At 71.7% G+C, this 14,970-nt stretch carries 13 protein-coding genes; 4 read left to right on the forward strand and 9 right to left on the reverse strand.

Annotated elements, in window-relative coordinates; translation table 11 throughout:
* Positions 1-13: 13 nt before the first annotated feature.
* Genes NITAL_RS25190 through NITAL_RS25230 form a run of 9 tightly spaced genes read right to left on the reverse strand, consistent with a single transcriptional unit; the run spans position 14 to position 8,518 of the window.
* A complete protein-coding gene (locus tag NITAL_RS25190; protein WP_052668984.1) occupies positions 14-655 on the reverse strand; it encodes a LuxR C-terminal-related transcriptional regulator in 642 nt (213 codons plus the stop codon).
* Positions 652-1,851, reverse strand: coding sequence for a sensor histidine kinase (locus NITAL_RS25195; protein WP_052668985.1), 1,200 nt, complete (start codon positions 1,849-1,851; stop codon positions 652-654). The genes NITAL_RS25190 and NITAL_RS25195 overlap by 4 nt, the downstream gene beginning before the upstream one ends.
* Positions 1,848-2,735 (reverse strand): type II secretion system F family protein, encoded by an 888-nt coding sequence (locus NITAL_RS25200; RefSeq protein ID WP_052668986.1) that lies wholly within the window; start codon positions 2,733-2,735, stop codon positions 1,848-1,850. The genes NITAL_RS25195 and NITAL_RS25200 overlap by 4 nt, the downstream gene beginning before the upstream one ends.
* 9 nt (positions 2,736-2,744) lie before the next feature.
* Complete coding sequence (locus NITAL_RS25205) at positions 2,745-3,671, reverse strand: type II secretion system F family protein (protein WP_052668987.1); 927 nt, start codon at positions 3,669-3,671, stop codon at positions 2,745-2,747.
* Complete coding sequence (locus tag NITAL_RS25210; RefSeq protein WP_052668988.1) at positions 3,668-5,023, reverse strand: TadA family conjugal transfer-associated ATPase; 1,356 nt, start codon at positions 5,021-5,023, stop codon at positions 3,668-3,670. The genes NITAL_RS25205 and NITAL_RS25210 overlap by 4 nt, the downstream gene beginning before the upstream one ends.
* Positions 5,024-5,042: 19 nt before the next feature.
* Positions 5,043-5,408, reverse strand: a complete 366-nt coding sequence (locus NITAL_RS25215; protein ID WP_052668989.1) for a TadE/TadG family type IV pilus assembly protein — start codon at positions 5,406-5,408, stop codon at positions 5,043-5,045.
* Complete coding sequence (locus NITAL_RS25220; protein WP_052668990.1) at positions 5,405-6,976, reverse strand: CpaE/TadZ family protein; 1,572 nt, start codon at positions 6,974-6,976, stop codon at positions 5,405-5,407. The genes NITAL_RS25215 and NITAL_RS25220 overlap by 4 nt, the downstream gene beginning before the upstream one ends.
* A 1-nt stretch (position 6,977) precedes the next feature.
* Positions 6,978-7,694, reverse strand: a complete 717-nt coding sequence (gene cpaB, locus NITAL_RS25225) for a Flp pilus assembly protein CpaB (RefSeq protein WP_052668991.1) — start codon at positions 7,692-7,694, stop codon at positions 6,978-6,980.
* A complete protein-coding gene (locus NITAL_RS25230; protein ID WP_052668992.1) occupies positions 7,691-8,518 on the reverse strand; it encodes a hypothetical protein in 828 nt (275 codons plus the stop codon). Before NITAL_RS25230 ends, cpaB begins: the two co-directional genes overlap by 4 nt.
* 309 nt (positions 8,519-8,827) lie before the next feature.
* Between NITAL_RS25230 and NITAL_RS25235 the strand changes: the two genes are divergently transcribed.
* From NITAL_RS25235 to NITAL_RS25250, 4 genes are read left to right on the forward strand one after another with little or no spacing between them, the layout of a single operon-like run.
* Entirely contained in the window at positions 8,828-12,775 is a 3,948-nt protein-coding gene (locus NITAL_RS25235; RefSeq protein WP_157042089.1) for a DUF6531 domain-containing protein, read from the forward strand.
* Complete coding sequence (locus NITAL_RS25240) at positions 12,772-13,551, forward strand: PH domain-containing protein (protein WP_052668994.1); 780 nt, start codon at positions 12,772-12,774, stop codon at positions 13,549-13,551. The genes NITAL_RS25235 and NITAL_RS25240 overlap by 4 nt, the downstream gene beginning before the upstream one ends.
* Before the next feature lie 59 nt (positions 13,552-13,610).
* A complete protein-coding gene (locus tag NITAL_RS25245; RefSeq protein WP_052668995.1) occupies positions 13,611-14,153 on the forward strand; it encodes a PH domain-containing protein in 543 nt (180 codons plus the stop codon).
* Positions 14,150-14,932 (forward strand): PH domain-containing protein, encoded by a 783-nt coding sequence (locus NITAL_RS25250; protein WP_052668996.1) that lies wholly within the window; start codon positions 14,150-14,152, stop codon positions 14,930-14,932. The genes NITAL_RS25245 and NITAL_RS25250 overlap by 4 nt, the downstream gene beginning before the upstream one ends.
* The last annotated feature ends 38 nt before the right edge of the window (positions 14,933-14,970 follow it).

Below are 14,970 nucleotides of genomic sequence, written 5' to 3' on the forward strand. Positions count from 1 at the left end.
CCGGTGGCGGCCGTCATGCGCCGGCCTCCTCGTCGAGGCCGAGCCAGGTGGCGACCGCCTCGACACGGGAGGTCACCTGGAGCTTGGCGTAGATGTGGTTGATGTGGTTCTTGACCGTCTTCGGCGAGACGTAGAGCTGCTCGGCGATGTCGCTGTTGCTGCGGCCTCTGGCGACCAGCTCCATGATCTCGCGCTCGCGGTCGGTCAGACCGAACCCGTCACCCGTCCCCGCGTGCGTCGGGGCGGACCGGAGCGCGGCGAAGACCGACGGGGTCGCCGACGCCGACAGGAGCGACCCGCCGTCGTGGACGGTTCGGATCGCGTCACCGAGCGTGTCGGGATCGAACGTGCCGTGGACGAGGTACCCCGACGCGCCGGCGCGGATCGCCGCCGTGACGATCTCGGGTTCGTCGGAGTAGGTCAGCATCAGCACCCGGGTGGTGCGGGCGATCGTGGCGGCGGCCGCGACGCCGTCCAGCACGGGCATGCGCACGTCCAGGAGCACCACGTCGGGTCCGAGCAGCTTGACGAGGTCGATCGCCTGGGCGCCCGTGCTGGCCTGACCGACGACCTCCACGTCGTCGAGCGTGGCCAGCAGGGCGACCAGTCCACCCCGGATCACGGCGTTGTCGTCGGCGAGCAGGACACGGATCACGCGGCGCCTCCGGGGGTGTTGGTGGGCCGCATCGGCGTGCGGACCTCGATGCGGGTCCCGGCTCCGACCTCGGACCGCAGCTCGGTCGACCCGCCGATGGTCGCGGCACGTTCGTGCAGGCCCACCACACCGATGTGCCCCGCCCGCGCCAGATCCTCGAGCGGTGGGGGCCGGAACCCGATGCCGTCGTCCTCGATGCGAAGCAGCAGACCCTCGTCCTGTTGGGTGAGTTCGACCCGGACCTGTGACGCCTCGGCGTGCGCGGCGACGTTGCGCAGCGCCTCGCGGGCGATCTGAAACAGCTCGTAGCGGACCTCGGCCGCGGGTTCTGCGTCGACCTCGACGTCCACCTCCACGGGCACACCGTGCTCGGAGCTCCAGGAGCGGGCAGCCCGTTCGATGCTGGCACCGAGCGGCAGTGCGAGGTCGTCGACCCGCAGCCCCTTGAGCAGTTGGCGGGTCTCGCCGCTGGCCTGGTCCGCGGCGTGGCGTAGCCGGTCCGCCTCCGCAGCGGCGAGCGCGGGATCGCGTTCGGCGAGGCGGGGGAGCGCGGCGGCGGACATCGCGATGCCGTGGAGGGTCTTGGCGACCGAGTCGTGCAGTTCGCGGGACAGGCGCGCGCGTTCCTCGGCGGTCGCAGCCCGGACCAGGCTGTGGCGGGCGCTCTGGAGGGCCTCGTCACGCTCGAGCAGTAGCCGGCGCAGCTCGCCGCTGAACAGCGCCGTGCCGATCAGGGCGAGCGGCAGGAGGAAGACCGCCGCGGAGACGGTGTCGGCCGCGGCACCGACGAACGCCGCGATCACGAGGGGTGTGGTCAGGAGCAGACCACCCCGGCGGCCGTAGAGCGCCGCCACCAGCGCGGCCGTCGAGACGGCGTAGAGCGGGAACGGTCCGGCGCTGCCGACCATCAGGAGGACGCCGACACCGACGAGCAGGTCGAGGCTGGTCCAGGCGGGGTAGCGCAGCAGCGTCCCGCCGAAGCGGGGCCACAGCAGCACCGGAGCGACCCCGGAGGTCGCCATCAGCGCGGCCGACCCGAGCGCGAGATCGGTGCGCTCAGGGGGCAGCGCGAGCATCACCAGGAGCAGCGCGATCAGACGGGCGTTGAGGAGCAGCCGGACCAGCGGACCGAGGGTGCGTTCGGCCCCGGTCGGCCCGGAGGCGACCGGGATCACGGCTTCGGCGGAGCCGCTCACAGGAACTGCTCGGACCCGAGGCCGGAGGACACGACCATGGCCGCCACGATGACCATGATCGACGCGGGGACGAAGGTGAAGGCGACGATCATCGACACCTTCGGTACGGCCTTCGACGCCTCCCGTCTGGCCTCCTGGTGCCAGGTCTCGCGCAGGTCGTCGGCCAGCGAACGGAGGGTCTTGGTCAGGGGTGCACCGAGTTCCTCCGCCTGGAGCAGCGCGGTCACGAACGCGTCGAGGATCTCGGACTCGTTCCGGCGGCGCAGGCCGTCGAGTGCATCGCGTCGTGGCATGCCGAGCGCCATCTGCTGGAGCGTGGTCTCGATCTCCTCACCGAGCGGACCCTCGAAGGCGTCGGCGACGCGGCTGAACGCGGAGACGAATCCGAGGCCGGCATCGACGGTGATCGACAGCACGTCGAGGAAGTCGGGCAGGTCGCGGGTCAGGCGATCCTGGCGCTTCCGCACGGCGCCGCGCAGCCACAGGTCCTGGACGAAGAACCCGATCGTGACGAGGAGGAGGCCGATGAAGGGGTTGCCCTGCAGCAGGAACAGCAGGCCGGCCGACCCGAAGACGGCGGTGAAGGCGGCTTTGCGGCCGAGGAACGCGCGGACGGTGAGGTTCTCGGGGCGGCCGGCCGCCTGCAGCTTGCGGCGGTAGTGGGACACCCAGTGATCGCCGGCGAGTGACAGCGCGAACGGCTCGAGCCGACGCGCGAGGTGCCCGATCGGGCTCGGACGCTCGTCGCGGCGCCGGCCGGGATCCGTGTCGAGGAGGGCGCCGTCGAAGCGGTCCCAGCCGACCGGGCTGCGCATCATGCGGACCCCGACGAAGGCCAGCGCGAACGACGCAGCCAGACCCACGGCAACCAGCGGAGCGAGCACGCCGTCCTCCTAGACGTCGATGGCTTGGAGTCGGCGCACGAGCGTGATCCCGACGACGTACAGCAGCACGGCCACGAGCACCACGAGACGGCCGATCCAGCTCGAGAGGATCTCGTCGAGCGCCCCGGGGCTCATCATGTTGATCAGCAGGACGGACCCGAACCCGAGCAGCACGACCACGTAGCCGGTGTAGACCGCGCCAGCCATCAGCGTGTGGATCTCGCCCCGCAGATCCTTGCGCTTCTCGAGCGTCGAGGACATGTCGCGCAGGACACGGACGAGGTCGCCGCCGGCCTTCTGCTGGATCAGCAGCGTCGTGACGAGCACGCCGATCTCACGGCTGGGCAGACGGGCACGCATGCGCTCGAGGGCGCGCTCGAGCGGTTGACCGATGCGCAGCTCCTCGGCGACGAGGCTGAGCTCGCTGGCTGCCGGATCCTCGAGCTCACGTGCGGCCAGACCGATGGCGGACGGCAGCGAGCGGCCAGCAGCGGCCGCGTTCGAGATGGTGCGTGCGATCTCGGGCAGCTGCGTCACGAAACGGTCGCGGCGTTTGCCGCGTTGGCGGTGCAACAGCGCGACGACGGCCCGGTAGCCGGCCCAGGCTCCGATGACGGCGGTCCAGGTCGGCGCGAGTGCTTCGAACAGCAGCGCCCCGACGGCCATCGCGCCGATGACGGCGATGGTGGCGTTCAGCACGGTCCAGGTGAGGCCAGCGGCAGCGAGTTCCTGACCCACGCGATCCCCGAGCCGGGTGCGTTGGAGCCACGCGTCGAGCTTGTAGCTGCGGCGGCTCGCGCGGGCCTCCACACGGGTCAAGGCCGTGCGTTGGGCGAGCGAACGCCGCTCCTCCCACTCGGCCCAGAACTGCAGGATCGCGAAGGTCAGCACCGCTCCCAGGGTGAGAGCGAGCAGCAGGAGCATCCCGGGGGTCACGGTGAGTCCTCGATGACCACGGCGGTGTGCTGTTCGACATCGAGGTCGCGGTCGAAGGCGTCGGGGATACGTGCACCGTCACGCTGGAGCCGGAGCCGCAGCGCCGGCGGCAGCCCGTAGTGCACGTGCCGACCCGTCACGGACCCATCCCCGATCGAGGCATCGGGTACGAACTCGGCCACGCTGGTGAGGCGGATGCGCTCCCAGTGCTCGGAGGTGATCACCGCGACCTGCGAGACACGACGGGTCCCGTCCGGGTAGCGATCGAGGTGCACGATGGCCTCGATCGCGCCGTTGATCTGGTCGCGGAGCGCCTCGAACGAGATGTTCAGCTCCGACATGGAGGCCAGCGTCTCGAGGCGCATGACCGCGTGCCGTGGTGAGTTCGCGTGCACGGTGACGAGCGAGCCCTCGTGACCGGTGTTCATCGCCTGGAGCATGTCCAGGGTCTCCTGGCCGCGGACCTCGCCGACGATGATGCGGTCGGGACGCATGCGGAGGCTGTTGCGGACCAGGTCGCGGATGCTGATCTGCCCCTTGCCCTCGACGTTGGGCGGGCGCGCCTCGAGGATCACCACGTGGGGCTGCTGGAGCTGGAGCTCGGCGGCATCCTCGATGGTGACGATGCGCTCGTCGTTGGGGATGGCGGCCGACAGCGCGTTGAGGAACGTGGTCTTCCCGGTACCGGTCCCGCCGGAGACCACGATGTTGAGCTTCGCGCGGACGAGCGCGTCCAGGAGCTCGGCGGTCTCGGGGGAGAGGGTGTCGTTGTCGACCAGCTGGCTCATCCGGTAGGGCGTCGGGAAGCGCCGGATCGTGATCGAAGGCCCCTTGAGGGCCAGCGGCGGGATGATGATGTTGACGCGTTCACCGGTGGGCAGGCGGGCGTCGACCATCGGCGACGACTCGTCGACACGGCGGTTCACGCCGGCGACGATGCGCTCGATGGTCTGGTACAGCTGCCCTTCGGAGGTGAAGCGCCGGTCCTCGACCCGCTCGAGCCGTCCTCGCCGTTCGACCCAGACGTCGTCGATGCCGTTGACCATGATCTCGGTCACGTCCTCGTCGGCGAGCAGCGGTTCGAGCACGCCGAGCCCGAGCATCTCGTCGACGATCGAGCGGATGAGGGCCGTCCGCTCGTCCTGGGTGATGACCGGGCCCTCTCGGGTCAGGAGGTTGCCGGCGATGCGTTCGAGCCGGATGCGCAGCTGACCGGCATCGAGCTGCGAGAGCTGCTCGAGGTCGGCCTCCTCGAGCAGCTTGTGGCGGAAACGCGCCACCGCATCGTCCGCGCTGCCACCGATGTCGGCGACGCGGAGACCTTGCGCTTCGCGCCGGCTCTTGAGTCCCACGGCTCGGCTCCTGTCTGCCTCAGCTGCGACGCGGCAGCTGGGCGCTGCGCGTGACGTCGAGGACACCCGGCCGGATCGACTGCACGACGATGGGCACCTCGAGGCGGACGGTCACACGTTCGCCGTGCACCCGGACGTCGCTCGGGGACAGGCTCGCTCGGGGCGCGCCGGAGAGGGCGTTGCGCGCGGCGGCGAAGGCGTCATCACCGTTCCGGACGGCACGGCTCGCGCTGCGGGCGGCGTTCTCGGCATCGCTGGCGGTGCTCACGAACAGTTGGAGCTGGATGGCGATGAACGCGGCCAGGACGAGCACGGGCAGCATCGTGATGGTCTCGACCAGCGCGGAACCGTCACGGTCGTGCAGACGTGCGCGGAGTCGCCTCATTCGATCACCGTCCCTGACGTCGATCTGACCGATCCGATGCGACCGAAACCGGGCCGCAGCACGGGCACGTCGACGCGGACCTGCACCCGGTCGGAGCTCTGCCTGACCACGAGGGACCCACGCCAGGGGCCCGGGACCCGGTCCCGGGCGACCGCGTAGACGTCGTCGTAGACGCCGTCACCGTTGCCATCGCTCTGCGCGGACACCGCGAGCTGGCGGGCAGCCTCCCGTGAGGAGTTGTTGACGATGATCTGGGCCCAGCCGAACAGCACCAGCTGCCACGCGACCAGCAGGACCACCGCGAGGATGGGCAGGAACGCCACGAAGTCGACCAGGACCTGGCCGGCCTGGCCCCGAGTGACACGATCGGCGAGATCCGGTTCGTCCTCGTCCCGCTCGTTCTCCCGTGGTCGCTGGTTGAACAGGTCGAGTTCATCGCCGAGCTTGCCGATGGCCGCCGGGATGACGCCCTCGATCCGCCCGGGATCGCCGGTGTTGACCGCCGCCTCGAGGTCACGGAAGCGCGCGGGGACGCTGGTGCGGAGGGTCGGCGCCTTGAGCACGCGGTCGACGAGGTCGGGCTGGATCTCGTGATCGCGGGACGTACGGTTGACGACGACGTGGACCTCGCCGTCGCGGATGGCGAGCCGTTGCCACAGGGCGAGGAGCCGGTTGGCGCCGCGGAGGGAGGGCACCTCGGGCTGGGCGACGATGATGGCGCGGTCAGCCATCTCGACCGCGGCTGCGGATGCCTCGGTCATGGTGGTGCCGAGGTCGACGATCACGAGGTCGAACCTGGCCCGGAGCGCAGCCAGGATGCGGCGAGCGGCGGTCGTGTCGACGTCCTCACCGAGTTCGCCGTCGACGGGCGGCAGGAGGACCTGCACCCCGCTGGCATGCCGGATGAGCGCCTCGTCGAAGTGACGGGTGGTGAGTTCGTCGGCGACCGCGACCAGGTCGGTGATCGAGCGGCGGTGGTTGAGGTCGAGCATGGCTCGCACGTCGCCGGTCTGCAGGTCGAGGTCCACCAGGCACACCGACCGCGAGGGCTCGGTGGCCGCCAGGTGTTGGCTCAACAGGACGCTCAGCGTCGTGGTCCCGACCCCACCCTTCGAGCCCGCCAGCACGAGGAGGCTGCCCGCGTTGCGGCTGCGGCCGTCACCGGCGTCGCGCATGCGATCGCGGACGGTGGCGGCCCACTCTGCCGCGCTCGTCAGCGCGCCGACGAGTTCCTCGAGCTGCAGCGGCAGCGGCACCAGGGCGCGGACACCCGCGAACATCGCGGCGCGGAGCAGCTCGGGGGTGTGGTCGGTGGCGAGGAGCACGACCGAGACATCCGGGTAGCGGCGGTTGAGGTCCGCTGCGAGCTGGAGGTCGGCGCTGCCCTCGAAGTCCTCGTGCAGCACGACGACGTCGACGGTCGCCTGGTCCAGCGCCGAGAACAGGTCGCGGGCGTTGGTCCGCTGGCCCGTGAACTCGAGCGTCTCGGACTCGTCGATGATGGCGGTGGCCTGGCCCGTGACGTGAGCGGCGCCCTCGGGGATGGCGAGGAGGACCTGATCGGCCACGTCAGTCCCCCAGCTCGGCGGTGGTGCCGCCCGGCGGCTGGTAACGCCGGCGTTCAGCGGGCAGTTCCCCGGTGTCGGTCGCACGACGCAGCCCGAGGCGGACCTCGGTGGCGAAGCTCTCGGCGTACGCCAGGATGAGCACGTCGTCGGCCGACAGCGCGAAGGTCACGGGCACGGCCGCCTCCGTGGCGAACCCCGCGTCCTCGGAGGAGGTCTGAACCGCTGGGGCGATCTCGACGACGGGCACGGCCTGCAGCACCAGTTCGGCTCGCGCCGCCTCCTGACCGCTGGGGGGGAACGTGGCGTAGATGTCGACGATGTCACCGGCCTGGATCTTGCCGCCCACCCCGGTCTCGGGGCTGACGAGGATGGCGACCTCGCGCTCATCGGTCTCGATCTGTGGCGGGTTCCGGACCGACCCGTTCTGCAGCATCGTGCCGGTGGGCAGGGCCGTCGCCGCCACGAACCCGCCGAGCTCGTCCACCGAGCGCAGCGCGCCGCTCGGCACGTACCGCTGGGGGACCTCGGCGACCTCCACCGCGTTCCCGGGGATCGGGTCGAGCGGTGCGATGTCCGAGGTCAGGATGAGCACTGACTGGGTCGGACCGAGCTGCTCCTGCACCGCCCCCACGTAGTTGGCGACCCCGACCACGAGGCCGAGGGCCATCAGGACGGAGACACCGGTGAGGAGGGCGCCACGACGTTGACGAGGGTTCACGCGACAGCTCCGGCGGTCTTGTGACGACAGAACGAGCAAGGGTCGGTCGGGGTGCGTTGGCCGCAGCGGCCGCACGCCTCGCCCTCGACCACGGGACCGAGGCTGGCCGAAGCAGCGGCCGCCGTCGCCGGGTGCACGACCACCTCCACGTGGCGGTCGGTGCCCCACCAGGTGGTGCCGAGGGCCGTGGTCGCCACCTCGGTGGTCCCGCCCCACCACCCGGCGGCAGTCAACGCCTGCCGGACCGCTTCGAGGTCGCCCTTGTCGCCGGCGGCGAGGGTGATGCGCTTGCTCTGGTCGGGGAGGGGGAGCGGGAGAGCCGGCTTGCGGCGTGACGTCGGCACGACCCGACGCTCGGCGCCGGTCGCCACCGCCACGAACGCCGAGCCCGGCACCACCGACCGGGTGTGGAGCTGGAGCGACACGGGCAGGTGGGACAACCCGGACACCGTGCCGAGCCAGCCGATGGACGTCAGCTTGGAGGTCAACTGCTCGACCGCCGCGATGGTCGCGGCGGGTTCGCGCGCCGCGCCCGCCTGGGCGAGCAGGCCACCGAGGATGGCGCCGGCCAGCGGCGGGAGGTCGACCGGGACCGCGATCAGCGCGTCGGTCTGGAGGATCGACCGCACGACCTGGAGGTCGTGGTGCCAGGGGTCGGGCTGCCAGACGGGGTGGAGGGCGATGACCGTCTCACCCGCGTCGAGGGGGGGACGAACGGCATCGAGCAGCGCCGCGGGACCCGGCGCCTGCGGGATCACCATGGGTGCGCTGACCCCGAGGATGGCAGGCGGGAGCCCGAAGCCCGACCCACAGACCACCGTCACGACCCCGCCCCCATTCCTGTCGGCTTCCAACGGCATCCACGGGGACCGCGCCGACTTCCCCCGGGACGTGCACGCTGCGTGACGCGGCGGTGACGCCGCGTCCGGCGCAGGAGACTAGCCTGCCTGCGCACTCGGCTCCACAAGGTCAACGTCCGGACGGGCGTGAGGTGACGGGCGGGGACCTAGGCGTCTGGGTCCCCCAGCGCAGGGTGGCTGAGGCGGGGGACCCAGGTCGGGCGGCCCGCCGCCCGGTAAGAACCTGGTGGGCGCCCAGGACGGTGCGCAGAACGATGAGACGGGGAGACGGCGATGAGTAGGGGCCTGAGGCGCGCGCTGCGCGGACACCGTCGTGAGGCAGGCGTCTCCACAGCGGAGTACGTGGGGGCGATCAGCCTGGTCGCGCTGGTGATCGGTGCGGTGGTGCTGACGCCCATCGGACCGGTCGTCGCCGACTCCGTCCGCTCGGCCTTCTGTCTCATCGACATCGGCGGCGATGCCTGCGAGGACGGCCCGGCCGTGACCGGCCCGGGTGCCGATCCGGTGACGGGCACCCCCGTGGGCACCACCGGGCCGGAGGACGGCGGGAACCCCGCGGACGTCGGTCGTGACCCCGAGACGGGCGAGGTCACCGACCCTGGCCTCCTCGACGGGATCCCACCCTCCGGTTCGGACCACGATCCGGACGGCGCGACCGGACCGGGTGGGACCGGCTCGAGCGACCCGGCCGACGGCACACCGTCCGGCCCCGGCAGCTCGGGCGAGGACGCGGTGGACCCGACCGGGTCGCAGTCCGACCCCATCAACTCCCTCACCGGGGCCTTCGTCACCTCCTACGTGGACCTCGCCTACCCGGGGGTCGGTCCGCAGCTCGCCTTCCTGCGCAGCTACAACTCCGCCCGCGGCGGCGAGGGGGTCCTCGGCCGCGGTTGGCAGCACGCCTACGAGGCCCGCATCGAGCGCACCGCCGACGACCGGGCGGTGTTCGTCACCCAGGAGGGGATCCGCGCCGGCTTCACACGGCGTGACGGCGAGTGGGAGCCAGCGCCCGGTGTCCGCGCGGAACTGACCGAGGCCGACGACGGCTACCGGACGCGCCGCCCGGATGGCGCCGTCCACCGCTTCGACGCTGCCGGCCGCTTGACGGCGGTCGAGGACCGGACCGGTGCAGCCCTCGAGCTGCGGTACGAGGCAGATCGGCTCGTCGAGGTCAGCGACGGCACCGATCGGGCGCTCGCGTTCGCCTACGACGACGACCGTCTGACGAGCGTGACCGGTCCTGATGGCCGCGGGGTCAAGCTGGCGTACGACGGTGGGTTGCTGACGTCCGTGACGCTGCCGGGCGGTGCGACGCTGCGGTACGGCTACGAGGGCGGCCGCGTGTCCGAGGTCTACGACGCGACCGACCGGCTGATCGTGCGCAACCGGTACGAGGGCGAGCGGGTCGTCGAACAGACCGACGGCGCCGGCGAGGTCTCCCGCTTCACGTGGGACGAACGCCAGGGCGCCGCCACGATGATCGACAACGGCGGGTCGACGTGGACCGACGTCTACCGGCGCGGGTTGCTGGTCCGCCGCATCGACCCGCACGGGCGGCACATCACCTTCACCTACGACGACGACCTCAACGTCGTCGGTGTCGCCGACGAGCTCGGCCGCGAGGCGACGGCCACCTACGACGCGGACGGCCGCGTGTTGACCGTGGCCGCCCCCGGGCAGGACCTCACGCAGCGGTACGTGTACGACGACGCCGGTGACCTGGTCGAGGTCGTCGACGCGGCCGGTGCCGTGACCCGGCTGGAGCACGACGACGCCGGTCGGCTCACCGAGATCGTGACGCCCGACGGTGCTCGGACCCGGATCGAACTCGGCGACGACGGCCTCCCCGCGCAGGTCGTCGACCCGGTGGGGGAGGTCACCAGCTTCACGTGGACCGAGACCGGCCAGGTGGCGTCGATCACCGACGCCGACGGCGACGTGGTCTTCCGGGGCACCTACGACGCCGCCGGACGGCTGGTCGCGCTGCTCGACGCCACCGACGGCGAGACCCGTTTCACCTACGACGCGCACGGCAACGTCGCGACCGCGATCGACCAGACGGGTGCCACCACCACCTTCGAGCGCGACGCGGCCGGCCGGGTCGTGGCCCGCACCGACGCGCTCGGGCGCACGACCAGGCTGAGCTACGACGTCCGTGGGCTGCTCGAGGAGGTCGCCGCTCCCGATGGCGCGACCACGACGTACGCCTACGACGCGGTCGGCCAGCTCGTGCAGCGACGGTCGCCGCTGGGTGACGTGTACCGCTACGCCTACGACGCGGCGGGCCACCTGGTGTCGGCCGAGCTGCCCACCGGCGGTCGCATCGACCACCACTGGGACGCTGCCGGCAACCCCGTACGCACCGACGTGCCGGTCGCGGACGGCAGCACCCGCGCCGTGACCCGCACCTACGACCAGCAGGGACGCGTGGTCGCGGTCGACTACGCCGACGACACCCCCTCGGTCGCCTTCACCTACGACGACGCCGGCCGCCTGGCCACGATGACCGACGGCCTCGGCGAGGAGTCCTACCGCTACGACGAGGGGGGTCGACTCGTCGAGGTGCGACGTGGCGACCAGGTCCAGACCTGGGACTACGACGACGTCGGCCGCCTGACCGACCGCACCACCCCGAGCGGCGCCCGCTTCAGCTACGACATCGGACCCGACGGCACCGTCCGCCAGCTCACCAGCCCCGAGGGCGTGTTCGCGTTCGCCCACGACGCCGCGGGCCGGGTCACCGAGCTGCGCAACCCCAACGGCACCGCCGAGACGCGCGAGTACGACCCGGTGGGCCGCATCGCCCGCCAGAAGGTCGCCGGGCCCGAAGCGGTGCTCGACCGCAGCTACAGCTACGACGAGGTCGGCAACCTCACCGCCATCACCGGTGACATCGAGGCGACGTTCGCCTACGACGACATCGACCAGCTCGTCGAGGAGTGCCACGACGGGGTCTGTACCACCTACACCTACGACGCCCACGGCAACCGGATCGAGGAAGAGGGCCCGGACGGGACCAGTACCTACACCTACGGTGCGGGCGACCAGCTGGAGTCGATCGTCGGGCCGGACGGGACCGTCGAGTTCGAGCACGATCCCGCCGGCCGGATGACACGAGCCGGTGACACCAGTTTCCGCTACGACCTCGCCGGGCGGATGGTGGCTGCCAGCACCCCGGACGGGGACGCCAGCTACACCTACGACGGGCACGGGCGTCGACGGTCGGTCGACGGGCCCGGTGGCAGCACCGAGCTGACGTGGGACCCCGTCGCGGCGTGGCCCCTCCTGGCGGAGGTCGTCACCGACGAGGCGACCACCACCCCGGTGTGGGGTCCGACGGGCCTGCTCGGTGTGACCGGTACGGACCCGATGGTGACCCACGCCGACCCGCTCGGCTCGGTCCTGGCTGGCACGGACGCCGAGGGCGAACTGCTCGGCACGGCCCGCTACGGCGCGTTCGGCGACGTGATCGCAGCCGACGGTGCGCTCGACCTGCCGTTCGGCTTCACCGGCGAACTCACCGACCCCACCACCGGCCTCGTCCACCTGCGGGCGCGTGACCTCGATCCCGCGCTCGGTCGCTTCCTGATCCGCGACCCGGCCGGGCCCGTCCTCGACGACCCCTTCGCCGCGTCCTACCTCTACGTGGGGAACCGTCCGACGGTGTTCACCGACCCGCTCGGGCTGTGGTGCATCGCCGGGAAGAACCCGGACGGGTCCTGCCGCGGCTCGGGCGTGGTCAACAGCGTCAAGGACACCGTCGGCGACGGGTTGAGCACGATCGGTGACGGCCTGGCGACGGCCGGCTCGTGGGCCTGGGAGAACCGGCAGACCATCGGCGGCTTCATCGTCGCCGGCGCGTGCGTCGCCGGAGCGGTGGCGACGGCCGGGGCGGCCGGGGTCGTCTGCCTCGCCGGTACGGCGGCGCTCTTCGCCGACCGCACGGTGACCAACTTCAACCACGCGGGTGGCATCGACGGCATCCGCGACGGCACCTTCCAGACCGGTGACTTCGTGAAGACGGTGGGCGTCGATGCGCTGATCACGGCCGCGGTGATGATCCCCGGCGCTGGCATCACCGCCGCGGGTGGTGGCCAGGGTCTGGCCAACGCCGGGCTGACCGTGCCGCAGCGGCTGTTCGTCGGCGTGAACGCGGAGCTACCGTCGATCCTCTGCACCGCGACCAGCTGTACCCCCGGTCTCCCGGAGCCTGGCAAATGACCAGCCACGACCACGGTCACACGACGCGCCCGACCGCGATCGGACGGACGATCTGGAACCGCGGTCTGCTGCTCGGCATCCTGGTGTTGGTCCTGTGGTTCGGTGCTTCGACGGTCACCACGATCGTGCAGTCGGAGGGGGCGGGGTCAGCGACCGACCGTGCCGTGCAGATCGCCATCATGGGTGCCATCTACTTCGCGATCTGGTGGCGGACCGCGATGGTGCGGGTCAGGGTCAGCCAGGACGGGCTGGTGGTGCGCAACGTGTGGCGGACCCACCGCATCGCCTGGGAGGACATCCGGGGGTTCGAGCCGCAGCGCCAAGGGTGGTTGCTGCACCGCACCGCGGCGGTCCTGCAGGACGGCACGTGGGTGCCGCTGGCCGCGATCACGCTCTACCGCGACGCCAGCTCTGGCTGGGGGGTCGTCCAGACCGAGCTCCTCAACGCCGAGCGGTTGGCGGCCCTCCACGGGAGGTCGATCGACGATGCGGCCGAGACGGTCGCCGCGAGCGCGCATGAGCGGCCGCCGGCTCCGCCGGCCTGGGCGCGGGTCGTGCTACCCATCGTGGTACTCGTCGTGGGAGTACCGTTGCTCGCACCACAGCTGCCGGCCGTCGTCGCGGCGCTCGCGGCGGCGGTCCTCATCGGCGGGGCGCTGATGGTGTGGCGGGCGCTCGGTGGGCGCGTCGATCGGCGGGCTGCACCGCTGCTGACGGCCGCCGGGCTGGTGGTCGTGCTGCGGATCCTCCTCGAGGTCGGGCTGCGTAGCGGCTGATCGCCACTGGAAGGTCTGGCCGACCGGCGCGCCGGTACCCAGGAGAGCGGAGCCACCACGTGACCACTGGTTCGATCGAGACCTTCCGCAACCCGTCCTACCCGCGGATCGGCTGGACGTTCATCGTCCTGCTCGTCGCGATGGCGGGCTGGATGCCGGCAGCAGCCGGCGATGAGCTCGTCCTGGCGGTCGCGCTCTCACTGATCTGGCTGGCCGGGTCGGCGGTGGTCTACCGGGCGTACGTGGTGGCGCGGGTCGAGGCGTCGCCCGCTGGCGTCCGGGTGGTGAACCCGTTCGCGACGCACGAGCTGTCGTGGCCCGATATCGAGCAGATCAGCTCCGAGCGGTACCTGATGCTGCACCGGGCCGATGGCAGCCGGGTCACCGCGTGGGCGGTGCAGGCGGCCAACGCGGCACGGATGGCTGGTCGGCGTTCGCGGGCCGACGACGTCGCCGATCGGCTCCGTGAGCTGGGGGCGGCGTCCGGGGGTCGCGTCGGTGCGATGCCGCCGGCGGCGGGCACGCGGGTCTCGGCGATCGTGTACGCCGCGATGTGGGTGGTGGTGGCGGCCGTCATGCTGGTCGTGGTGGTCGGGTCGTGACCGAGGCTGCGGGCGGCCACCGACCCGGTCCCACCGTTCGTCCGACGGCGGCTGGCAGGACGATCTGGAACCGCGGTCTGCTGGTCTGGATCGGGGGGCTCATGGCGTGGTTCACCTTCTCGACCGTGACGACCATCGTGACTTCGGACGTGGCGGGGTCGACCACCGACCGTGCCGTCCAGGTCGCGATCATGCTGACCATCTACCTCGCGATCTGGTGGCGGGGTGCGATGGTGCGGGTCGAGGTCAGCCAGGACGGGCTGGTGGTGCGCAACGTGTGGCGCACCCACCGCGTCGCGTGGGAGGAGATCCGGGGGTTCGAACCGCTGCTCCAGGGCCGCCTGCACCGCACGGCCGCGGTGCTCCAGGACGGCCGGTGGGTCCCGTTGGCGGTCGTGACGCTCCACCTGGACGCGAGCTCGGGGTGGGGGGTGCGCCAGACCGAGCTGCTGAACGCCGAGCGGATGGCGGCCCTCCACGGTCGCTCGATCGATGAGGCGGCGGAGACGGTCGCGGTGTCGGCGCCCGAACCGACGTCGACGGCGCCGATGTGGGCTCGGATCGTGCTGCCGGTGGTGGTGTTGCTGGTCGGCGTGTTGCTGGTTGCCCCGAGCCTGCTGGTCGCTGGGCCGGCCCTCGCCATCCTCGTCGGCGGTGTGTTGCTGGTGTGGCGCGCGCTCGGGGGCGTGCTGGATCGGCGCGCGGTCCCGTTGCTGACCGCCGCGGGCGTCGTGGTCGTCCTACGTGTGCTGGTCGAGATCGGTGTGCGCGCTGGCTGACGGGATCGGTCGGGGTGCGGCTACGTTGGCAGGGCCAG

Origin of the sequence: Nitriliruptor alkaliphilus DSM 45188 (genome assembly GCF_000969705.1) — a bacterium.
Classification (GTDB): domain Bacteria; phylum Actinomycetota; class Nitriliruptoria; order Nitriliruptorales; family Nitriliruptoraceae; genus Nitriliruptor; species Nitriliruptor alkaliphilus.

Bases quoted from the DNA above. Each gene is read 5' to 3' on its own strand.
- NITAL_RS25215 (WP_052668989.1), bottom strand. From the start codon at position 5,408: ATGAGGCGACTCCGCGCACGTCTGCACGACCGTGACGGTTCCGCGCTG.
- NITAL_RS25235 (WP_157042089.1), top strand. From the start codon at position 8,828: ATGAGTAGGGGCCTGAGGCGCGCGCTGCGCGGACACCGTCGTGAGGCA.
- NITAL_RS25240 (WP_052668994.1), top strand. From the start codon at position 12,772: ATGACCAGCCACGACCACGGTCACACGACGCGCCCGACCGCGATCGGA.